This window comes from Glutamicibacter soli, from assembly GCF_003309065.1.
Taxonomy (GTDB): Bacteria; Actinomycetota; Actinomycetes; order Actinomycetales; family Micrococcaceae; genus Glutamicibacter; species Glutamicibacter soli.
On record NZ_POAF01000004.1, the window covers coordinates 200,466 to 223,095 of the forward strand.

Here is a 22,630-nt window from a genome sequence, read left to right on the forward strand (position 1 = left end):
AAAGACGCTGCCCCGCACCGGGGCCGAGGATGGAGTACCCATGGCTGTTGTGCCGACCGATCGCGCCGCGCGCGACTGCATTGCCGCCGGGCAGGCCGTATTGGGCATTGAATTCGGATCCACCAACATCAAGGCGAGCCTCATCGGGGCGGACCATGAGCAACTGGCCAGCGGCAGCCACGCCTGGGAAAACCAGTACGTGGAGCGCACCTGGACCTATTCGCTCGAAGCTGTCGCCTCCGGACTCCAGGAGGCAGTTGCCATGCTGCTGGCCGACGCCGAGAAGCGCCATGGCGTACGACCCCAGCAGTTCGCGGCCATCGGCATTTCCGCGATGATGCACGGCTATCTCGCCTTCGACCAGGCCGGCGAGCTGCTGGTACCGTTCCGCACCTGGCGCAACACCTCCACCGGGCAGGCCTCGGCGGCCCTGACGGAAGCCTTCGGCGTGAATATCCCGCTGCGCTGGTCGGTGGCCCACTACTACCAGGCGCTGCTGGATGGCGAGGAGCACACTTCGCGCATCGGGCACCTGACGACGCTCGCTGGCTACGTCCACCAGAAGCTGACAGGTCGCCGGGTCTTGGGGGTCGGCGACGCGTCCGGGATGTTCCCGATCGACAGCGCGACCGGCGGCTACGATGCAGCGCTGGGGCGGCGCTTCGACGAACTCGCTGCAGCCAGCGGAGCCAGCGGGCGGCTGTTCGACCTGCTTCCGCAGGTGCTGCCCGCCGGGCAGGACGCGGGGAGGCTGAGCCCCGAAGGGGCGAGGCTGCTGGATCCGTCCGGAACCCTCCAGCCAGGGGCCGCCTTCTGCCCTCCGGAGGGCGATGCCGGAACCGGCATGGTCGCCACCAATTCCACGGCCCCGCGCACCGGCAATGTCTCGGCCGGCACCTCCATTTTCGCGATGGTGGTGCTCGATGCCCCGTTGGCCTTCCCGCACCAGGAGATCGACCTCGTGGCCACCCCCGCCGGGGATCCGGTGGCCATGGTGCACTGCAACAACGGCGCCAGCGAACTGGCGGCCTGGGCAGGGGTCTTCGGCGAATTCGCGGCCGCGCTGGGTTCCCCGGCGGCCTCCGAGAAGGTGTTCTCGACCTTGTTCGCCGCCGCGCTGGAAGGCTGCCGGGACGGCGGGGGACTGCTGGCCTACAACTACCTTTCCGGGGAGCCGGTCACCGGGCTTCAGGAGGGCCGTCCGCTTCTCCTGCGCACCCCGGATTCTTCGCTGAACCTGGGCAACCTGATGCGCGCCCACATCTACGGGGTCTTCGCCACCCTCAGCCTGGGCATGCGGATCCTGGCTGCCGAACACGCGGCGGTTGAAAAAATGTATGCCCACGGTGGCATTTTCCGCACTGCCGGCGTGGCCCAGCGTTTCCTGGCGGCGGCACTCGACGTCCCCGTCGCCGTGGGGAGCACCGCCGGACACGGCGGTGCCTGGGGCATCGCGGTACTCGCAGCCTACCGCCTGGCCCGCGCGGAGCAGCCGCAGCTGGAACTGTCCGACTATCTCGCGGACCGCGTTTTCGCGGGTGCCGCAGTCAACACCGTCCTGCCCGACCCAACGGACGTGGCCGGCTACGCCGCCTACCTGCGCGCCTACGTCGACGGGCTGTCCGTCGAGCGCGCCGCCATCCACGCCATCTGAAGGAGCCATCGATGAGTTCAAGCCGTACCCTCCAGGACTACCCGGAGGCCATGCGCGATCAGGTGCGGCGCGTGAGGGAGGTCGTCGCGGGCCTGCACGCCGAGCTGCCGCGCTACGAACTGGTGGTCTGGACCGCCGGCAACGTCTCCCAGCGCGTGCGCCACCCTCAGGTGGCTGACGGCAGCCAGGACCTGTTCGTCATCAAGCCCTCGGGGGTCTCCTATGACGAGCTGACCGCCGAATTAATGGTGGTCTGCACGCTGGACGGGCAGCTGCTGGACGGCACGCGGGCCCCGTCCTCGGACACCGCGGCCCATGCCTACACCTACAGGCACATGCCCCACGTGGGCGGCGTGGTGCATACGCACTCCACCTACGCGACCGCCTGGGCTGCCCGCGGGGAACCGATCCCGTGCGTGCTGACCATGATGGCCGACGAATTCGGCGGACCCATCCCGGTGGGCCCCTTCGCGGTGATCGGGGACGACTCCATCGGCCGGGGCATCGTGGACACGTTGTCCGGCTCGCGCAGCCCCGCGGTGCTGATGGCCAATCACGGGCCGTTCACCATCGGCCCGGATGCCCGCGCCGCGGTCAAGGCCGCGGTGATGTGCGAGGAGGTGGCCCGCACGGTCCACATCTCGCTCCAGCTGGGCGAACCTACGCCTCTCGACGCCAGCCATATCGACTCGCTCTACGAGCGCTACCAGAACGTCTACGGACAGTAAGGACATCATGACCAAGGCCTATGACACCAAGGAGATCTGGTTTTTCACCGGCAGCCAGGACCTCTACGGCGAGGAGACGCTGCGCCAGGTGGCGCAGCAGTCCACCGAAGTCGCCGAGGCGCTGGACGCCTCGGCCCAGGTTCCCGCCCGCATCGTGTGGAAGCCGGTGCTCAAGGACTCCGACTCCATCCGCCGCGCCATGCTCGACGCCAACTCGGATGACAATGTTCTGGGCGTGATCACCTGGATGCACACCTTCAGCCCTGCCAAGATGTGGATCACCGGCCTGAAGGCGCTGGCCAAGCCGCTGCTGCACTTGCACACGCAGGCAAATGTCGAGCTGCCCTGGGAATCGATCGACTTCGATTTCATGAACCTGAACCAGGCGGCCCACGGCGACCGCGAGTACGCCTATCTGGCCACCCGGCTGGGCGCCGCGCGCACCACCGTGGTGGGCCACGTATCCAACCCGGCCGTGGCCAAGCGTGTTGGCGCCTGGGTGCGCGGCGCCGCCGGATGGGATGCGGTGCAGGGGTTGAACCTGGTGCGATTCGGCGACAACATGCGCAATGTCGCGGTCACCGAGGGCGACAAGACCGAGGCGGAGATCCGCTTCGGGGTGTCGGTGAACAGCTGGGCGGTCAACGACCTGGTCGACGCCATGGCCGCGGTGGACCAGGCGCAGGTCGACGCGCTGGTCGCTGAATACGAGCGCGACTACGACGTCGCGCAGGAGCTGCGTGCGGGAGGCGCGCGCCATGAATCGCTGCGCTATGCCGCGGCGCAGGAGATCGCGCTGGAAACATTCCTGCGCCAGGCCAACGCCTGGGCCTTCACCACCAACTTCGAGGACCTGGGCGGGCTGCGGCAGCTGCCCGGCCTAGCGGTGCAGCGCCTGATGGCCAAGGGCTACGGCTTCGGCGCCGAAGGCGACTGGAAGACCGCAGTGCTGGTGCGCGCGGCCAAGGTCATGGGTGCAGGGCTTCCCGGCGGCGCTTCGCTCATGGAGGACTACACCTACGACCTGACCCCGGGCAGGGAACTGATTCTCGGTGCGCACATGCTGGAAATCTGCCCCTCGCTGACCACCGTAAAACCCCGCGTGGAAATCCACCCGCTGGGAATCGGCGGGCGCGAGGACCCGGTGCGCATGGTCTTCAACGCCGGCGCAACCGAGGGAGCGGTGGTCGTATCAATGGCTGACATGAGAGAACGCTTCCGCCTGACGGCAAATGTGGTGGACGTTCTCGCGCCGCCGGCCGACCTGCCGAACCTGCCGGTGGCACGGGCGGTGTGGCGTCCGCGTCCGGACTTCAATACCTCGACCGAATCCTGGTTGGCTGCCGGCGGAGCGCATCACACCGTCATGTCCACGGGTGCGGGAATTGAAGAATTCGAAATCTTCGCCGAGATCGCGGGCACCGAGTTGCTGGTCATCGACGAGGAAACCACCCGGCGCAACTTCGCCCAGCAGATCCGGGTTAACCAGGCGTATTTCCGGCTGGCCCAAGGTTTCTGAAACTTCAGGCGGCATCCGGTATTCCCGGCTACCGGCAATCACCGCTACGCATTACGCGACAGTAACATCAGGTCACGAGATGGTTGGGCTCCACGACCTGCGCGTAATGTCGTGGATCACATTCGTTGCCTCGAACCCGGAAAGATATTTTTGTAAGGAAGGGTGGCTCATATCACTTGTTAGCGCTAACATAGTGTGAGCCGGGTCCCATTTCCGGGCGAGGCGGACTTTTCAAGGAGGAAAAATGGCATGGAATAACTGGGCCCGCAAGGCTGCGGCAACCCTCGGATCCGTCGCACTGGTCACGACCCTCGCCGCATGCGGCGGCAGCGGTGCAGGCGGCGGCGCCGGAGCCGGCAGCGGAGAATCCACCGCACCGGAGGACATCCAGGTCGGCGTGGCAATGCCCACCGAAACTTCGGAACGCTGGATCGCCGACGGCGATGCCGTGAAGTCGCAGCTGGAGGAAGCCGGTTATTCGGTGGACCTGCAGTTCGCCAACGACGACATCCCGACCCAGCAGCAGCAGATCGACCAGATGATCACCAAGGGCGCGGATATCCTCGTTGTCGCCTCGATCGACGGCACGGCGCTGTCCAACCAGCTGCAGGCCGCCGCGGACCAGGACATCCCGATCATTTCCTACGACCGGCTGATCAACGGCACGGAAAACGTCGACTTCTACGTCACCTTCGACAACTACAACGTCGGCGTGCAGCAGGCGACCTCGTTGCTGACCGGCCTGGGCCTGCTGGATGCCGACGGCAACAAGACCGACAAGAAGGGTCCGCTGAACATCGAGCTGTTCGCCGGATCGCTGGACGACAACAACGCCCACTTCTTCTGGAAGGGCGCCATCGACACCCTGCAGCCGTACCTGGATGACAAGACCCTGGTGGTCAAGTCCGGGCAGACCAAGATCGAGCAGGCAGCCACCCTGCGCTGGAGCCAGGAAGAGGCCCAGAGCCGCATGGAAGACCTGCTGACCGCGCACTACGCCGGCGGCAAGACCCAGCTGGACGGCGTCCTCTCGCCATTCGACGGCATCTCCCGCGGCGTCATCACCGCCCTGAGCAACGCAGGCTACGGCAAGGACATCAAGGCCGGGCTGCCGGTCGTCAGCGGCCAGGACGCGGAAATCGCCTCGGTGAAGCTGATCGATGACGGAGTCCAGTACTCCACCATCTTCAAGGACACCCGCAAGCTGGCCAGCCAGGCCGTCGACGCGGTCAAGGCCTACGCCGGCGGCGGCGAGCCGACCGCCAACGACACCGAGTCGTACAACAACGGCGTCAAGGCAGTTCCTTCCTTCCTGCTGGAATCGGACATCGTGATTGCTGACAACATCCAGAAGCTGCTGGTTGACTCCGGTTACTACACCGCGGACGAAGTGAAGTCCGGTCAGAGCAAGTAGCGCTCCTACCGGCTGGGGGGTGGCGGGCCGGCACGGCCCGCCAACCCGACGCATCGACCAAAGATCACAGCAAGGACCTGGGTACCCATGGACACCACTATCCTGCAGATGCAGGACATCACCAAGACCTTCCCCGGCGTCAAGGCGCTGGACGGCGTCAACCTCACCGTGCAGCAGGGAGAAATCCACGCCATCTGCGGTGAAAACGGCGCCGGGAAATCCACCCTCATGAAAGTGCTCTCCGGGGTCTACCCGCACGGCAGCTACGAGGGACGGATCCTGTTCGAGGGCCAGGAGCTGAAAGCGTCGAACATCAAGGATTCCGAAGCGCAGGGCATCGTCATTATCCACCAGGAGCTGGCCCTGGTGCCCTACCTGTCCGTGGCGGAGAACATCTTCCTGGGCAACGAAACCCAGCGCGGCGGCTTCATCGACTGGAACGAAACCAACCAGCGCGCCGCCAAGCTGCTGGCCCGCGTGGGACTGGACGAACTGCCGGTCACCCCGGTCGGCCAGCTGGGCGTAGGCAAGCAGCAGCTCGTTGAAATCGCCAAGGCACTGAGCAAGAACGTGAAACTGCTGATCCTCGACGAGCCCACCGCGGCCCTGAACGACGAGGACTCCGCCCACCTGCTGCAGCTGCTGCGCGGGCTACGCGAGCAGGGAATCACCTCGATCATCATTTCCCACAAGCTCGGGGAGATCGAAGACATCGCGAACACCACCACCATCATCCGCGACGGCCAGTCGGTGGAAGCCCTGGACATGTCGGACCCGGCCTCCACCCAGAACCGCATCATCCGCGGCATGGTCGGCCGCGAGCTCTCCGCCCGCTACCCGGACCGAACCCCGCAGATCGGGGAGGTCGTTTTCGAAGTCAAGAACTGGTCGGTGTACCACCCGACCCAGCAGGACCGGAAGGTCGTGGACAACGCCTCGCTCCAGGTGCGCGCCGGGGAAATCGTCGGCATCGCCGGGCTGATGGGGGCCGGGCGCACCGAACTGGCGATGAGCGTCTTCGGGCACAGCTACGGCCGCGCCATCACCGGCGAGGTCCACATGGACGGCCGGAAGGTGGACACCTCCACCGTCGGGAAGGCCATCAAGGCAGGCATCGCCTATGTCTCGGAGGACCGCAAGAAGTTCGGCCTGAACCTCATCGAGGACATCCGCGTGAACACCACCGCGGCAGGACTGGCAAAGATCTCCTCCAACGGATTCGTGGACGGCAACAAGGAAATCCAGATCGCCGAGCACTACCGCAAGTCCATGCGGATCAAGACCCCGAACGTCATGGCCAAGACCGGGAACCTTTCCGGCGGCAACCAGCAGAAAGTCGTGCTGGGCAAATGGCTGCACACCGCGCCGGAGCTGCTGATCCTGGACGAGCCCACCCGCGGCATCGACGTCGGGGCCAAATACGAGATCTACACGATCATCAACGAACTCGCGGCCGCCGGCAAGGCGGTGCTGGTCATCTCCTCCGAGCTGCCGGAACTGCTGGGCATCTGCGACCGCATCTACACACTCGCCTACGGCCGGATGACCGGCCAGCTGCCACGAGCCGAAGCCACCCAGGAACGCCTCATGGAGCTCATGACCATTGAGAGGGAGAGCGCCCGATGACGATCTCATCCGAGCTGAAAGACATCTTCACCAAGAACCTGCGCACCTCGGGCATCTACATCGCCTTCGTGCTGATCGTGCTGCTGTTCACCGTGCTGACCAACGGGCTGCTGCTCAGCCCGACGAACATCACCAACATCGTCCTGCAGTACTCCTACGTGCTGGTGCTCGCGCTGGGCATGATCATCGTGATCGTCGGCGGGCACATCGACCTGTCGGTGGGATCGCTGGTCGCGCTGACCGGCGCGGTGTCGGCGGTGCTGGTCATCAAGGGCGGAATGCCCTGGTGGGTCGGCATGCTCGCCGGCATCCTCACCGGCGCGCTGTGCGGGGTGTGGCAGGGTTTCTGGGTGGCGATCGTGGGGATCCCGTCCTTCATCGTGACCCTTGCCGGCATGCTGCTCTTCCGCGGCCTGACCTACGAGGTGCTGAACAACATCTCGCTCTCGCCGTTCCCCGCCGGATACCAGAAGATCGCCGGCGGCTTCCTCAACGGCCTGCTCGGCGGCTACGGCTTCGACACCTTCACCCTGGTCATCGGCGTGATCGCGGTGGCCGGCCTGGTCGTCTCGGCCTGGCGCACCCGTCAGGGGCGCGTGAAGTACGGCCAGCAGGTCGAGTCGATGGCGATGTTCCTGGGCAAGAACCTGCTCTCCGCGGCGATCATCCTGTGGTTCTTCTGGCAGATCGCCACCAGCCGCGGCATGCCGATCGTGCTGATCATCCTGGGCGTGCTCATCATCGCGTACCACGTGCTGACCACCAAGACCGTGTTCGGACGCCATGTCTACGCGATCGGCGGCAACCTGTCCGCGGCGAAGCTCTCCGGCGTGAACATCAAGAAGATCAACTTCTGGATCTTCATCAACATGGGCATGCTCGCCGGCGTGGCCGGCGTGGTGTTCTCCTCGCGCTCCAACGGCGCCCAGCCGGGCGCCGGCAACATGTTCGAGCTCGACGCGATCGCCGCCTGCTTCATCGGCGGCGCCTCGACCACCGGCGGCGTGGGCCGCGTGACCGGCGCGATCGTCGGCGGCCTGGTCATGGCGGTGCTCTCCAACGGCATGCAGCTGATGGGCGTGGGCGCCTCCGCCCAGCAGATCGTCAAGGGCATCGTGCTGCTGCTGGCAGTCGCCTTCGACATCTACAACAAGCGCCGCGTGGGCCAGGGCAGTTGAGCCCGGACGCCATGCGCACCACCGCGAACGGAAAAATCGCCACGCTGGAAGCCCACGGGTTCACCGCGCGCATCGCCAGCGTGGGCGCCGCCTTGGCCGGCCTGGAATTCCGGGGCAGGCCCTTGGTGCGCCCCTTCGACACGGATAGGGCGCGCCCGGTCTACTCCGGGGCGCTGCTGGCCCCCTGGCCCAACCGGGTGGTCGATGGGCGCTACGGCTGGCAGGGCCGCGAACACCAGCTGGCGCTGACCGAGCCGGCGCGCGGGCATGCGCTGCACGGGCTGGCGGCGAATACCGATTTCACCGTCACCGCCGAGGACGCCTCGTCCCTGCGGCTTGCGGCGCTTCTCCCGGCGCAGGAGGGATACCCCTTCGCGCTGGAGCTGGCCGTCGAATTCCGGCTGGATCAGGACGGGCTGCGCACGCTGGTGACCGCCGCCAACATCGGCCGGGACACCGCGCCGCTGGGCTGGGGGTCGCACAGCTACCTGCTCGCCCCCGGCCGGCCGGAGGACTGGGTCCTTACGCTGCCCGCCGCCGCCGTGCAGGAAACCCGCGGCGAGCGGCTGCTGCCCGGGCGGCTGGTGCCGGTGGAGCAATTCGATCACGGGGCGCTGGATTTCCGCGCGCCGCGGGCGCTGGGGCAGACCTTCATCGACCACGCCTATACCCGCCTGCAGGCGGATTCCTCCGGCCTCTTCCACGCCAGCGTCACCGACGCCCAGGGGGTCGGCGCCCAGATCACCTGGGACGAGGCCTGCCGGTGGGTCCAGGTGCATACCGCCGACCGCCCGGAGCCGGAACTGGACCGTACGGGACTGGCGCTGGAACCGATGACCTGCCCTCCTGACGCCTTCAACAGCCACCAGCACCTCATCGCGCTGGAACCCGGGGCCAGCCACCAAGCATCCTGGCTCATCGGCCCGGTCCAGCCGCGCTGAGAACCGCCACCACACCGTGCACCGTCAATGGGAGAACACGCCATGCCGCAGGGCACCGCACCTCACGAACACCACCACCGCGTCCACCACCTGGCCGACGGCCGCGAGGCGATCTTCTTCGCCGATGCCGGAAACCTGCCGCCCCGCCAGGTGCACGACCTGCGCCCGCTGGATCCGCGCGGCGAACCGGGCCAGCTGCGCTACGACCGGCTGACCGGGGACTGGGTGGCCGTCGCGGCGCACCGGCAGTCACGGACCTACCTGCCGCCGAAGGAAGAATGCCCGCTGTGCCCGAGCACCGGCGGAAGGCTGAGCGAAATCCCGGCCGAGCAGTTCGACGTCGTCGTGTTCGAAAACCGCTTCCCGTCGCTCGGGCCGCTGCTGGGGCAGATCCCGCCGGAAGCCTCCGCCGCCGTGCCCGAAGCCGCGGTCGGGCGCTGCGAGGTCGTGGTGTTCACCCCGGACCACGAAGGATCCTTCGGCTCGCTGGACGAGCGGCGCGCCCGCACCGTGGTGGAAGCCTGGGCGCAGCGCACCGCGCAGCTGACGGCCATGGAAGGAATCAAGCAGGTCTTCGTCTTCGAGAACCGCGGGCAGGACATCGGGGTGACGCTGCACCACCCGCACGGCCAGATCTACGCCTACCCGTACCTCACCCCGACCGCTCACAAGATGGCGCAGCAGGCGCAGGCGCACCTGGCGCAAACCGGCCGCACCCTGATGGGCGACATCCTGGATTTTGAACAAAAAAACGGTTCACGGATGGTCGAGCAGGGCGAGCACTTCTCGGTTTTCGTGCCCTACGCGGCCCGCTGGCCGCTGGAAGCGCACCTGGTGCCGCACCGCCACGTCGCGGATCTCGCGGCGCTGTCCGAGGAAGAAAAGGACGAGCTGGCGCTCATGTACCGCGGCCTGCTGCGGCGCTTCGACGCGCTGTACCAGACTCCGACCCCCTATATCGCCGCCTGGCACCAGGCCCCGCTGGTCGACGGCGCCCGCGAGGCGTCGCGGCTTCACCTGCAGCTGACCAGCCCGCGGCGCGCGGCTGACAAGCTCAAGTACCTGGCCGGCTCCGAAGCGGCCATGGGTGCGTTCATCAACGACGTACCTGCAGAGCAGACCGCCGCACGGCTTCGCGAGGTGGGATAGTGAGCGCCAGCAACTCCCGCCGGACCGCTGTGCGCATCCAGGCCCTGCGCGCCGGCTTCGCGAAAATCTACGGCCAGGAACCGGAGGGCGTGTGGCGCGCGCCGGGGCGCGTGAACCTGATCGGCGAGCACACCGACTACAACCTGGGTTTCGTGCTGCCCTTCGCCATCGACAAAAACGCCCTGGTGGCAGTGCGGCGCCGCGATCCGCAGGGCGCGGATCCGCAGCTGCTGCAGTTCGCCTCCACCTTCGGCGGCGAGCAGGTGACCAGCGTGCGGCTCGAAGACCTCGCCCCCGGGGCCGTGCCGGGGTGGGCCGCGTACCCGGCCTCCGTGGCCTGGGTGCTGGGGCAGCAGGAAAACGTCGAGCTGACCGGGTTCGACTTGCTGGTCGACTCGGACGTTCCGGTGGGCTCAGGGCTGTCATCCTCCCATGCGCTGGAGGTCGGGACCATCGTGGCGCTCAACGACCTGCTTGGGCTGCAGCTGGAGAAGACCGGCATGGCCCGGCTGACCCAGCGCGCGGAGAACGAGTTCGTCGGCGCCCCGACCGGCATCATGGACCAGAGCGCCTCGCTGATGTCCCATGCGGAGCACGCGCTGTTCCTCGACTGCCGCAGCCTTGAATCCACCGCGGTGCCGCTGCCGCTGGAGCACTGGAATGCGGTGGTGCTGGTCATCGACACCCGGGTGGAGCACTCGCACATCGACGGGGGCTATGCGGCCCGCCGCGCCAGCTGCGAGCAGGCAGCCGCCGCCCTGGGGGTCGCCTCGCTGCGCGAGATCAGCTCGGTGCCGGAGCTGGAAGGGCTGGATCCGTTGGTCAAGCGCCGGGCCCGGCATATCGTCACCGAAAACCGCCGGGTGCTGGATGCCGTGGCCGCGCTGCGGGACTCGGATCTGCAGGAGGTGGGCCGGCTGCTCTACGAATCCCACGAATCCATGCGGGACGACTACGAGATTTCCGCGCCCGAGCTCGACGTCGCGGTCCAGGCGGCGCGTTCCGCGGGCGCCGTCGGGGCGCGCATGACCGGAGGGGGATTCGGCGGCAGCGCCATCGCGCTGATCGACCGGGGGAAAATCCAGGAAACCAGCGAGGCGGTGTACCGGGCGTTCAGCCGGGCCGGCTTCCAGCGGCCGTCGATCTTCACCGTCAGCGCCGACGAGGGGGCGGGCAGGGCATGAGCTGGCTGGTGACCGGCGGCGCCGGATATATCGGATCCCACGTGGTCCGCGCGCTGGATGCCGTGGGGCTGGCCCCGGTGGTGGTGGACTCGCTGTCCAGCGGGCTGCGCGAATTCGTCCCGGACCACGTGCCCTTCATCCAGGCGAGCATCCTCGACGAGGACACGCTCACCGCGCTCCTGGTCGAGCACCAGGTGGCCGGCGTGATCCATCTGGCCGGCTACAAGTACGCGGGGGAGTCGGTGTCGCATCCGCTGCTGGCCTTCGAGCAGAACGCCACCGGCACCGCACGGCTGCTGGCCGCCATGGAACGGGCTGGCGTGGACCGCATGGTGTTCTCCTCTTCGGCCGCCGTCTACGGAACCCCGGGCGAAGCGCTGGTCACTGAGCAGACCGGCACCTTCCCCCAGTCCCCGTACGGGCAGAGCAAGTTGATCGGCGAGTGGCTGATCCGCGACCAGGCGGTGGCCGCCGGACTGAAGCACACCTCGCTGCGCTACTTCAACGTGGTCGGCTCGGGCAGCGAGGAGCTGTTCGATACGAGCCCGCATAACCTGTTTCCGCTGGTATTCCGCGCGCTGAACTCGGGCCAGGCCCCGAAGATCTTCGGCACCGACTACGACACCGAGGACGGCACCTGCGTGCGGGACTACGTGCACGTCGCGGACCTGGCCCTGGCGCATGTCGAGGCGGCGAAGCAGCTGGCGGCCGGATCCGGGCTGGAGCCGGTGTACAACCTGGGTTCCGGCGACGGGGCCTCGGTGCGCCAGATCATGGATGCGGTCGCAGCGGTCACCGGCATCGGATTCACCCCGCTGCTCGAGCCGCGGCGCCCTGGGGACCCCGCGCGCATCGTGGCCGACGGCACGCTGGCCGCCCGGGACCTGGGCTGGAGAATGCGCCACAGCCTGCAGGACATGGTGGACAGCGCCTGGCGGGCTTCGCGCGCCCGGTAGGCACGCGGCCCGCCCCGGGGCTTACCGGCCGGGCAAAGGCTGCGGTGGACTATTCCATCGAGGTGCTCGAAGGGTCCGGAACCATTTAGCCTCGGGCCGGTCGAGGAGGAATCGGGTCCGGGCGACCGGCGTTCAGCTTTTGCCCGGTAGCGCGTATCGCCCGTTGCATGCACCAAGCGGCGACCGCTGAGCCCAAGGCGACGAGCGCCGCGGCCGGCAGCAGGTACCCTGCGCCTTCCCAGCCGGCGAGCCCGGTCGTCATCAGACCCGCAGGAATGCAGAGGACCGCCGCAGTTGCGGCGGCTGTCGGAACCAGCCGCTGCATGACGCCCCCGGGCCTGCGCCGATGCCCGAAGGCGAGCACGGCGTAGACCCCACCGGCAACCAGCAGTCCGTACAGCGCACGAAGGGTACGCCATACAGGAATGTGATGACGGTATACTCACGCAACTCAAGAATCACGATGCACAACACAGCGACGGCAACACCGGCAACGGTTCCGCGGGTCAAGAGCGCGAACAGCAGCTCCGAAGGATGCGTCAGGCGAAGGCGGGTCATCTGCCCAGACTAGGCCATCACGCCTCCGCGATGCGCGCTCGCCGGCAGGCTGCCTGCCTGCCGTTGCTCAGGCGGTCAGCAGCGGGTCGCCGGCGTTGACCGGCTGCCCGTCGAGGTACGTTCCCAGCACGTCGACCGTGCACAGCTGCTCGGGAGCCAGCGAGAGCGGATCTTCCGCGAAAACTGTCAGGTCCGCAGGCGCGCCGAGCACGATCCGCCCGCCAACAGCACCGGTGCTGGCGTGCACGTTCACGGTGTACCCCTCCAGGGCCTCGCGTGCGCTGAGCTTGTGGCGGGGCTGGGCCGAATCGCTGCCCGGCACCTCGGTACGCCGGCGGGTCTGGGCGTCGGCCAGGATCAGGCGCGGATCGTACGGCGCGATGGGCCAGTCGGACCCCAGGGCCAGGACCATGCCTGCGTCCTGCACATCGCGCAGGCGGAAGGCGAACGACGCGCGGTGGCCGCCCAGCCGGCGGGACCAGGCGTCGGAGCCGTCGGCGCGCACGAAGTGGGTGCAGTGGGTCGGCTGCATGCTCACCGTGGCGCCGCTGGACTTGAGCGCGGTGAAGTCTTCGTCGTTCATTTCCTCCAGGTGCTCGATCCGGTGCAGGACCCCGTTCCCAGGCAGCTCGCTGATGGCCTTGATGACGAACCCGATGCCTTGGTCGCCGATGGCGTGGGTCGTGGTGGTGATGCCGGCTGCGGCCAGCGTCCGCAGGTTGTCGACGTACCGCTGGGGCTCAAGGTACAGGGACTCCGTGGACTCGCCCTCGGTGTCCGGTTCGTAAAGCCAAGCGGTGCCGTTGTCGACGGTGCCGTCGATCATCAGCTTCACGCCCCGCACCTGCCAGCGCCTGCCGTGCTGTCCTTGCAGCTCGATCAGATGCCGCAGTTGTTCGGGAGCGTCGCTGGCCATGATCCAGGGAGCGACTCGCAATTTGATCGGCAGTTCCGTGCGTTCTTCGAGCCTGCGCAGGATCTCCAGCGAGTCGGGATCCGCCAAATCCAGCATTTCACCACCGGTCAGGCCGCTGGCGGCCATGCCGCGCAACAGGCGTTCCAGTCCGTCGACCTTGCCCTCGATGGTCAGCGGCGGCAGGGCCTCTTCCACCAGGGCCATGGCGGAGAATTCGCGGATGAAACCCGTAGGCCGGCCCTCGGAATCCACCACGATGCTGGAGGCGTCGTCAAACGTCTCCGTGCCGGTGATGCCGGCTGCTGCCAGCATGGGCTGCGAAGCCAGCGCCGAGTGTGCATCAAAGCAGGTGACGTAGCTGGCCCGGCCGGGAGCTGCCTCGTCGAGCAGCCCGCCGTGGGGTTCGGCTTCGCCGAAGACCGCTACGTTCAGTCCGTAGCCGAGCACCGGTGCATCTGCAGGCTGTGACTCGGCATGGCGGGCGAAGATCCTGCGTGCGTCGTCCAGGTCCTTGGCATCGCCCAGGAATACTCCGCGGGCGACCGACTGGCCGAATATCGGATGAATGTGCGCATCGACGAGGCCGGGAGTGATGGTTGCCGTCCCGTGGTCGATCACCTTGGTATCCGGTCCTGACCACTCCGTTGCCTCGGAGCGGGAGCCGAGGTGCGTCACTACTCCCGCGGTGATGCCTATGGCGGTGTACTGCTTTTCACCGTCCAGGCTGTGAATGGTGTCCGCGAAGATCACGGTTTCGGGCGTCTGCATCAGCTCGACTCCTAAATGAATAGTGTTAATTATCGTTGAGTCTAACCACTGGGCCCTCTACTGTCCATGATTGGATAGGAAATAACCAAGGGAGTTAGTGCATGTCTTCTACGCCGCATCGTGTTGCCGGACGCCCGGCCACGCCGATCCTCACTCAGCAACGCATCGTCGAGGCCGCCTTCTCGCTGCTCGATGAAGGTGGGGCCGAAGACTTCTCGATGGGTAAGCTCGCCCGTTCGCTGGGCGTGCGGACTCCGGCGCTTTATAACCACGTGGACAACCGGCAGCACCTGATTAACCTCATGCGTCGCGACATGATTCGCTCCATTGACCAGAGCCTGATCGCCGAGCTCCCGTGGCCAGAAGCACTGCTCCATTTCGGCCAACTGTTCCGTGACGCCTTGCTGCGGGTTCCTGCGGCCGTCGAGCTGATCGTGGCCACGCCGATCACGGAAGAATCCGAATCAGGGCTCATCTATGAGGAGCTGGGCGGCATCCTTCGCAGGGCAGGGGTGGCCGTTCCCCGGATACTCATGATCATGATTGCCTTTGAGTCCCTCGTGGTTGGCGCAGCCTTGGACATCGTGGCTCCCGGAGCCCATGTTGCCGTAGTGCCCGAGGGGGATTCGGGGGCCCGCCAGACCCGCCATGTGGAAGTCCTGGAGCTGGGGGAGAAATTTGCGCGGCAAGCGCGCTCGACAGTCAGCGAGCAATCGTTCGACTTCGGGCTGCGCGCCATCATCGCGGCCGTTGAGCGAGAAGTGGGACAGCGCGATCACGTAGGCATGTAACACCAATGTTGCGTGGAAATTAACAATATAAATTTCCTTTTGCGGCCGAACATTCGATGTCCACCGGCCGGTTCGAGTGTCAACAATCCCCTGTTTCGCCTAGTGGGGGGCTCTTTTGCCTTGCAATTAAAGCCTTGCTCGCGATGTCAGGCGGGCTTTTCGGCGCCCTTTGCGCTGGCGGTTGCGCCAGCCCGCCCCTTGCGCCAAGTGACTCCAGTCACTACCTTTAGTGAACGTTCTTCATTTAAATCTGGCCCTTGGCTTCCAGCCCCTGCACCTCTGGCAGGTGGATTATGCCGGGTAGCGGACGGAAAGGTGCTCATCATGTCGAAATCTCCACTCAAGCCACCGGGTGGCGCAGTGCTTGCCACCGACCAGATGAACCGGGTCCTGGGCCTGCCCAATCTGGTGCTCTTCGGCATGGTCTACATGGTTCCGCTGACTATTTTCAGCACCTACGGCATCGTCACCGAGATTACCGGTGGGCGATTGCCGCTGGCGTACCTGATTACCATGGTGGCGATGATCTTCACCGCACGCTCCTATGGGCTGATGTCGCGGGCTTTCCCGGTGGGCGGGTCGGCATATGTGTACACGCAGCGATCCTTCGGCCCGAATATAGGGTTCATGGCCGGCTGGGCGCTGCTGCTGGACTACCTCTTCTTGCCGATGATCAATTACCTGCTGCTCGGGATCTACATGCATGAGTTCTTCCCGGCGATCCCACCATGGGCGTTCATGCTGGCTGGAATGGTCGTGGTGACGGTGCTGAACGTCGTTGGAATTGTCTCCGTGGCGCGGACGAACATCGTGATCATCGGCTTCCAGTTTCTCTTCATCATCCTGTTCGTCATTTTTTCGGTGGCCTACCTCAAGGAGCAGGTCTCCGTGGATCTCTGGGCACCGTTCCGGGGGAACGGAGAGCCCGGCGGCTTCGCGCCACTGGCTGCGGGAGCGGCGATCTTGTGCCTGTCGTTCCTCGGGTTCGACTCCATCACGACCTTCGCCGAAGAAGCACGCAACCCGAAACGGGACATGCCGCGGGCAATTCTGCTGACCACATTGATCTGCGGACTAATGTTCGTGGGCCTGGCTTACCTGTCTCACTTGGTATACCCCAGCCACGAATTCGAAAATGCTGACTCCGCATCGATCCAGGTGATTTTCGCGGCGGGCGGAGATTTCCTGGCCATCTTCTTCACGGCAGGATTCATCTGCGGCGCACTCGGATCCGCCCTGATTTCGCAGGCATCGGTGGCGCGTATTCTCTACAGCATGGGCCGGGACGGAGTTCTGCCGCGCAAGGTGTTCGGCTATCTGCACCCGCGATTTAAGACACCGACCTTCGTGATCCTGATCGTCTCGCTCATTTCGCTCACGTCCTTGTTCGCCAGCCTGGAAATGGTGTCGGCGATGATCAGCTTCGGCGCTTTGGTGGCATTCTCCGCAGTCAACCTTGCCGTGATCAAGTACTACTTCCTAGCCCACCGTCAGCGAGGTCTGGCGTCGACCGTGAACTACCTGTTGCTGCCGCTGGTCGGCCTATGCCTGACCATCTGGCTCTGGACCAGCCTGAGCCCGTTGTCGCTCCAGATCGGCCTGGCGTGGATTGTATTGGGTCTTGCCTACCTCGGCTACGTCACCGGCGGATTCAAGCGCAAGGCGCCAATGCTGGATCTATCCGAGTAGCGGGAGCGCATCGCCTGCCCGGGTAAGGCCAGACCGGGGATCCATGCAGCGCTATTGAGCAGGCACTTGGCAATCGCCGGTGCCCGCTCCGCGGTGTTGTCCAGGGGTTCTGAGCGAGCGAGCCTAGAGGTCGACGGCGTTGGCCAGCACCGGAAGCTTCCTGCGGGCTTCCTCGATCAGGCCCAGGTCCAAATCCACGATCAGCAACTCGGGCGCGGGTCCTGCCTGAGCGATGACGCGGCCCAGCGGGTCGACGGCCATCGAGTAGCCCACGCCCAGCGGAGCGGCACCCTTCAGCGGCCGGCCGACGCTTTCGGGATCGGCCTGGTCCACGGCGATCACGAAGGTGGTGGTGTCCAGTGCGCGGGCCTGGGCCAGCGCCTTCCACTGCTCGGCCTTGCCCTCGCCGCCGCCCCAGGACGCGGTCACGATGTTGATCTGGGCGCCGGCGCGGGCATGGCGCACAAACAGCTGCGGGAAGCGCAGGTCATAGCAGATGGCCATGCCGATGGTGGCTCCATCTAGCTCGAACTGCACCGGGGTGTCGCCAGGGGTGACGGCCTCCGACTCCAGATAGCCGAAGGCGTCGTAGAGGTGGATCTTGTCGTAGTGCGTGTCCACGCCGCGGCCCACGACCAGCAGGGTGTTGCGCACCCGGCCGCCCTCGCCGGGGGTGAACATGCCCGCCGCGATGGCGATGCCCAGGTCGCGGGCCTGCTGGCGCAGCAGCCCGGCCCAGCGGGCGTTGACCGGCTCGGCGAACTTTTCCACGGGGTTGCCGAAGGCAACCTGCATAGCTTCGGGGAAGACGATCAGCGATGCGCCAGCCTCGGCGGCCTGCTTGGCATGGTCGCGGATGATCGCCAGATTGCGCTGGGGATCGCCGGTGCTCAATACCTGTGCCAGCGCGATCTTCATGATGTTCCCGTCCCTTCGCCGGCGGCGCGTGGAGTACGCCGCATCTACGTCGACTCTACGTAGGCGGGCCAAAAAATGGCAATGCGGCCGGTCGCATGCGTCTGATACGGCCTTATGATGAATGCACGCAGTTCAAACCCGTTGCAGGGAGGTGGTACCCGATGTCCGCACGATCGACCGTGGGCGCACCCCTGTCCCGTACGACGGCCCGGAACTCCTAGCCGGCCTGCGGGTGAGCCCGAGGAATTCTTCCGAAAGGCACCCGCCATGAACTCATCCTCCTATCCGACCTCCCGCGTCAGCACGGCGTATCCCTATCTTTCCGGCCTGCCCAAAACCACCGGCGCCCGAGCCCTGGTGCTGGGCGGCGGAGGAGCCACGGGGAACGCTTGGCTGATCGGCGTGCTCGCCGGGCTGGCCTCCGAAGGCCTGGACGTCAGCGCGCCGCAATTGACGGTGGGAACTTCCGCCGGCGCCACCGCGGCCGCCCAGCTTGTCGGCTCCACCCCGACCGAGCTCTACCAAGCGGTCATCGCCGCACCGGCGCCTCCGGCAGCTGCCCCTCGACCTGCAACCGCACCGGCTGCGGCCCGAGTTCCCGACCAGCTGTCCCGCATCAGGTCCATCAGCTCCGCTTCCTCCGGACCGGAGGACATGCACCGGAGGATGGCTGCCGCCGCGCTGGATCTGCCCGGTGCCTGGGACAGGGAGCTGAGCGCCCGGTGGAGATCCATCGTGCAATCACGCATGGCGCAGGCCGACTGGCCGCAGCGGCTGGTCTATCTCACCGCAGTGCAGGCGCAGGACGGCGAGTCGGTGGTCTTCGACAAGTCCAGCGGGGTTCCGCTGGTCGATGCCGTGGCCGCCAGCTGTTCCAGCGGCCCGCCGTATTGGCTCGGGGAGCGCGCCTACATCGACGGCGGCTACCGCCGGAATGAAAACGCAGATCTGGCGCAGGGATACGACAAGGTGCTGGTGCTGTCTCCGCTGGGCGGTCGGAGCCTGCACCCGGAGAGCTGGGGCATGCAGCTGTCGGCGCAGGCGGACCAGCTTCGCGCGTCCGGAAGCAAGATCCAGATCATCGTGCCGGATGCCGCCGCCGAAGCCTACGTGGGCGTCAACGCCATGAACCAGTCCCTGCGCTCGACGGCTGCCCGCGAGGGATTCCGCCAAGGCCGGGAACAGGTCGGAGAGATCCGGGAGTTTTGGCGTTGATCCGTCGCGGTTTCCTGCTCCGTGCGGGCTGATTCTCCTCGCGGTCCCTGACGGCTGACCAGGTGTCCTTCCGGCACTCGCCATCCATCCGGATCGCGAGCGTCCGGGTTTCCGAGGCGTTGGATGGACGGGGTCATCTTGCGCGGCAAGTCGTCGATATACGAAGAGGATCAGCCGGAGGCTGCCTGCCATAGGTGCATGGAGGCATAGGAGCGCCAAGGGGACCAGCGCCGGGCGTACTCTTCGAGCAAACGGTGACTGGCGCTTTTCGAGGTCTGCGGCTCCAGAATGCCGAGCCGCACTGCTCCGGAGACCAATGCAACATCGCTGCGCATCCAAGCGTCGGGATCACCAAGCACGCGCATTGCGAGGTAGGCGGCGGTCCAAGGCCCGATTCCAGGTGTTCGGAGCAGGCTCTCTCGCAGCAGCTGGGGATTGCTCTCGAAGCCGACCTCCAGTTCACCGCTCTGAAGTGCAATGGCTGCACTTCGAAGCGTAGAGATCGAGCGGCGGGGGAGCTTCAGGACGCGATCGGGATCCAGCGGTAGATCTGCTCCGGGGTCGTGCACGGTTTCAATGATGTCCGCCGGAGCGGGAAAGATCCTGTCCAAACCGGTAAAGCTCGAAGTGTAGGCGGCTCCGGCCTGAGCTACGAGTCGGGAAAGATGGGTTCGAGCGGCCTTGACCGAAATCTGCTGGCCGATGATGGCCCGGATGACCAGCTCATGAGGGTCGACTGCGCCGGGCACCCGGATGCCCGGGGTTCGAAGGATACTCGCTTCCAGTGCCGGGTCTCTGGACAGGTTGAGATCGATGGCGCTTGAGTCGGCGTCCAGATTCAAGAGGCGCCGTATCCGGAAAATTGCGGCAGCTTGATCGCGCAAATTGTGGAGTTCAAGCTGAGCTTTCAGGACCCAGCTGGCGGATCCATAGTTACGAGCGATAAGCCTAATAGCCCCTGGCCCACTTGGGAACATGAGTGTTCGGGCATATATCAGCCTGTCTTTCTGCGAGAGATCTGTGGTCTCTACGCCGGCAATCGCCCTTGCTTCCAGAAACGAGAAAATGCCTTGGGCGTCAAAGGGGTGCTGGATCGGCAAGTCGATGTTCAGAACTATGGGGGACTGTTTGCCGAAACATCGCGTCCCGAAAGGAGTCGGTGAACTTGGGTGCTTCTGGTTGCTTCCTGCACTCATGTTGTCGCCCCAATCATCCGACGAAGTTTCGAAGTCACCTTGAGTGTAACTAATTGATCGAAAGACTGATTCTGACGCGAAAGCGCCACTAGAAATTAGATGAAAATTCAGAATGAAGCACACTCGGCCGTTCTGAATTCAGCATACGCAAGAAGCTGCTCGCATTAGACGTGACCGAAATTCCGTCCATGGCACCTGCCGGTCTCGCGAACGACCTGAAATGAACAAATTTATTGATCGTAGAACGCCTCGTCTCGTGGAGCTCGTGGAAGTCTCATTCGCAGTGGAGATCCGCAAGCGGAAACTGAAACTGAACAAGTTTTTTGATCATTTTTCCGCAGACTATCGTTCGGCGCGACGGTACCCGAGCGCTCGCGATACTGCCGCCCGTGGAAGCTGTGGGTGCCCCGGTGAGGTCTCATCTGAACAAATTTTTTGATCAATTTGCCGATCGGGTCTTGCCGGGCATCAAGAAAATGTATTCGGGGAGACTGCCAGGAACCATGAGAGGATGAACAAATTTTTCGTTCAACTTCGCATGGCGGCCTCAGTCCTATGGTTGCGGTGAAGGGTTGATATCGATCGAATCCAAGTTCGCGCGGTCACCCAGGGAAAGCGCGGTCATTAGAGCCTCGGCAATCTGTTCGGGGCGGACCCAGTTTTCCGCATCGTAGGTTTTCTCTTCCCAAGAGTGCAGCTGTTCCTGCATCGGCGTGGAAACGCGCCCCGGGTGGATGGAAGTGACCTTGATGCCGTTCGAAGCTTCTTCGATCCGGAGGGCGTCGGCGAATGCCTTCATGGCGAATTTGCTGGCGCTGTATGCGCCCGATCCCGCAATGGTGCGGTGCCCGAGACCTGAATTGATCATGAACACGTGGCCACGTGCCCGGCGCAAGGCAAGCAGCATGGCGCGGGTGAGCTCCACCGGAGCCAACACGTTGATCTGCATGCTCTGTGCCCAATCCTCCTGGCTAGTCTCCTCCACGGTGCCCATGCGGAGTATGCCGGCGCTGTGCACCAGAACATCGAGTGCGGGGATCTGCGCGGCAAGGTCGCCCATGCGGCCGGGGGACCCAAGGTCGGCGAGCAGCGGCGTGGCGGATCGAAAACCTTCTGCGGCGCGTTGCAGCGGCTCGAAGTTTCGCCCCACCAGAAATAGGTGATGGGTTGGCGCCAAGGCCTCGGCTATGGCGCGGCCAATGCCGCCGGTGGCTCCGGTAATCAGTGCGCTGGGTGTCATGTGGTCATCCTTGCTTGTCTGCTCGGTTCGAATCAGGGATCAGGGAACGAGCGCTACTGCGTGCTTTGCTCGGGAGCGGGGACTTCGGTGAGGTTGCCGCTGGTCTTGCGCGCTCCGTCCCATTGGGCAGCGGCGCCGGCGGTCACGACGATGACAACGCCGACAGCCTGGAAGACCGACGGGGCTTGGCCGAGGACCAGAAGTCCGATGAGCACGCCGAAGGCCGGTTCGACTGACAGCAGCGTGCCGAAGGCCGTGTGGTTCATGCGCTTGAGGGCCAGCATCTCCAGCCCGAATGCGATGACCGGGGTGATCAAGGCGATGCCGGCTGCCGCAGGCAGGACCCACCAAGCGAGGTTGCCGTTGATCACCTGGGGGAGCCCGACGGGCATGGTAGCCAGTGCGGCGATGGGGATGGTCAGCGACAGGCCGCTGATGCCGGCGAAACGGTCGCCGACACGCTGGGTGAGGACGTTGTACGAGGCCCAGCATGCGCCTGCTGCCAGCGCCAGCCCGACGCCGATGGGGTCGAAGGATCCGGACCAGGGTTCGGTCAGCAGGACGATGCCCGCCAAGGCCATCGCGGGCCAGGTCAGCGCCCTGCGGTTGCCGCTCATGAGGCCGGCGATAATCAGTGGACCGAGGAACTCGATGGCTACCGCGGTGCCCAGTGGAATACGCTCCACGGCGCCCAGGAAGAACACTGTCATGAAGCCGGTGACCATGCCGAGGATAAGCAGTGAGGGGAGATCCCTGCGGCGGATGGACCGGATCGCCGGACGGGAGATGATCCAGAGGAACACCACTCCGAAGCAGAGGCGCAGCCATGCGGTGCCCGCCGGGCCGACTTCGCGCAGCACTCCCACCGACAGGGCGTTGGCCACCTGGATGGACAGCATGGCCGCGATGGCCATGGTCCATGGAGGAAGGCTGGTGCCGGTGAGGGGGGCCGTCATTGGGGTCTCCTTGGGCGGTTCTGGGCTGAAGTCG

Annotated in this window: 18 protein-coding genes; 13 read left to right on the forward strand and 5 right to left on the reverse strand. The window is 65.5% G+C overall.

Annotated features, from left to right (window positions below; genetic code table 11):
• The first annotated feature begins 40 nt into the window (after positions 1–40).
• From C1H84_RS10075 to galE, 10 genes are all read left to right on the forward strand, one after another.
• Entirely contained in the window at positions 41–1,654 is a 1,614-nt protein-coding gene (locus C1H84_RS10075; protein ID WP_113607325.1) for a xylulokinase, read from the forward strand.
• Between the two features lie 11 nt (positions 1,655–1,665).
• On the forward strand, positions 1,666–2,382 hold the full coding sequence (locus C1H84_RS10080) for an L-ribulose-5-phosphate 4-epimerase (protein ID WP_113607326.1): 717 nt from the start codon (positions 1,666–1,668) through the stop codon (positions 2,380–2,382).
• Positions 2,383–2,389: 7 nt separating this feature from the next.
• A complete protein-coding gene (gene araA / locus C1H84_RS10085; RefSeq protein WP_047120505.1) occupies positions 2,390–3,901 on the forward strand; it encodes an L-arabinose isomerase in 1,512 nt (503 codons plus the stop codon).
• A 244-nt stretch (positions 3,902–4,145) separates the two neighbouring features.
• Entirely contained in the window at positions 4,146–5,315 is a 1,170-nt protein-coding gene (chvE, locus tag C1H84_RS10090) for a multiple monosaccharide ABC transporter substrate-binding protein (protein ID WP_047120504.1), read from the forward strand.
• 87 nt (positions 5,316–5,402) lie between these two features.
• Positions 5,403–6,941 carry a multiple monosaccharide ABC transporter ATP-binding protein gene (mmsA, locus tag C1H84_RS10095; protein WP_047120503.1) on the forward strand — a complete coding sequence of 513 codons (1,539 nt, stop codon included), beginning with the start codon at positions 5,403–5,405 and terminating at the stop codon, positions 6,939–6,941.
• The gene (gene mmsB, locus C1H84_RS10100; RefSeq protein WP_047120502.1) at positions 6,938–8,119 is read left to right on the forward strand and encodes a multiple monosaccharide ABC transporter permease; all 1,182 of its coding nucleotides are present in this window, start codon (positions 6,938–6,940) and stop codon (positions 8,117–8,119) included. Before mmsA ends, mmsB begins: the two co-directional genes overlap by 4 nt.
• 11 nt (positions 8,120–8,130) lie before the next feature.
• The gene (locus C1H84_RS10105) at positions 8,131–9,060 is read left to right on the forward strand and encodes an aldose 1-epimerase family protein (protein WP_047120501.1); all 930 of its coding nucleotides are present in this window, start codon (positions 8,131–8,133) and stop codon (positions 9,058–9,060) included.
• Positions 9,061–9,102: 42 nt separating this feature from the next.
• Complete coding sequence (galT, locus tag C1H84_RS10110; RefSeq protein WP_047120500.1) at positions 9,103–10,209, forward strand: galactose-1-phosphate uridylyltransferase; 1,107 nt, start codon at positions 9,103–9,105, stop codon at positions 10,207–10,209.
• Positions 10,209–11,393, forward strand: coding sequence for a galactokinase (gene galK / locus C1H84_RS10115; RefSeq protein ID WP_047120499.1), 1,185 nt, complete (start codon positions 10,209–10,211; stop codon positions 11,391–11,393). Before galT ends, galK begins: the two co-directional genes overlap by 1 nt.
• Positions 11,390–12,349, forward strand: coding sequence for a UDP-glucose 4-epimerase GalE (gene galE / locus C1H84_RS10120; protein ID WP_113607327.1), 960 nt, complete (start codon positions 11,390–11,392; stop codon positions 12,347–12,349). The genes galK and galE overlap by 4 nt, the downstream gene beginning before the upstream one ends.
• A gap of 625 nt (positions 12,350–12,974) precedes the next feature.
• Here galE and C1H84_RS10125 read toward each other — a convergent pair.
• The gene (locus C1H84_RS10125; protein ID WP_113607328.1) at positions 12,975–14,591 is read right to left on the reverse strand and encodes an amidohydrolase; all 1,617 of its coding nucleotides are present in this window, start codon (positions 14,589–14,591) and stop codon (positions 12,975–12,977) included.
• 101 nt (positions 14,592–14,692) lie between these two features.
• On the opposite strand from C1H84_RS10125, the gene C1H84_RS10130 reads away from it, so the two are divergent.
• Both C1H84_RS10130 and C1H84_RS10135 read left to right on the forward strand, forming a co-directional pair.
• Positions 14,693–15,382, forward strand: a complete 690-nt coding sequence (locus C1H84_RS10130; protein ID WP_113607329.1) for a TetR/AcrR family transcriptional regulator — start codon at positions 14,693–14,695, stop codon at positions 15,380–15,382.
• A gap of 324 nt (positions 15,383–15,706) precedes the next feature.
• Positions 15,707–17,071 carry an APC family permease gene (locus C1H84_RS10135; protein ID WP_047120495.1) on the forward strand — a complete coding sequence of 455 codons (1,365 nt, stop codon included), beginning with the start codon at positions 15,707–15,709 and terminating at the stop codon, positions 17,069–17,071.
• 123 nt (positions 17,072–17,194) lie between these two features.
• On the opposite strand, the gene C1H84_RS10140 is transcribed toward C1H84_RS10135, so the two are convergent.
• Entirely contained in the window at positions 17,195–17,989 is a 795-nt protein-coding gene (locus C1H84_RS10140) for a carbon-nitrogen hydrolase family protein (RefSeq protein ID WP_047120494.1), read from the reverse strand.
• Positions 17,990–18,256: 267 nt separating this feature from the next.
• Between C1H84_RS10140 and C1H84_RS10145 the strand changes: the two genes are divergently transcribed.
• Positions 18,257–19,204 (forward strand): patatin-like phospholipase family protein, encoded by a 948-nt coding sequence (locus C1H84_RS10145; protein ID WP_244910875.1) that lies wholly within the window; start codon positions 18,257–18,259, stop codon positions 19,202–19,204.
• 170 nt (positions 19,205–19,374) lie between these two features.
• On the opposite strand, the gene C1H84_RS10150 is transcribed toward C1H84_RS10145, so the two are convergent.
• From C1H84_RS10150 to C1H84_RS10160, 3 genes are all read right to left on the reverse strand, one after another.
• Positions 19,375–20,304, reverse strand: coding sequence for a DNA-3-methyladenine glycosylase 2 (locus tag C1H84_RS10150; protein ID WP_220124900.1), 930 nt, complete (start codon positions 20,302–20,304; stop codon positions 19,375–19,377).
• 649 nt (positions 20,305–20,953) lie between these two features.
• Positions 20,954–21,640 (reverse strand): SDR family oxidoreductase, encoded by a 687-nt coding sequence (locus tag C1H84_RS10155; RefSeq protein WP_113607331.1) that lies wholly within the window; start codon positions 21,638–21,640, stop codon positions 20,954–20,956.
• 53 nt (positions 21,641–21,693) lie between these two features.
• Complete coding sequence (locus tag C1H84_RS10160; protein WP_244910876.1) at positions 21,694–22,596, reverse strand: EamA family transporter; 903 nt, start codon at positions 22,594–22,596, stop codon at positions 21,694–21,696.
• Positions 22,597–22,630 lie beyond the last annotated feature (34 nt).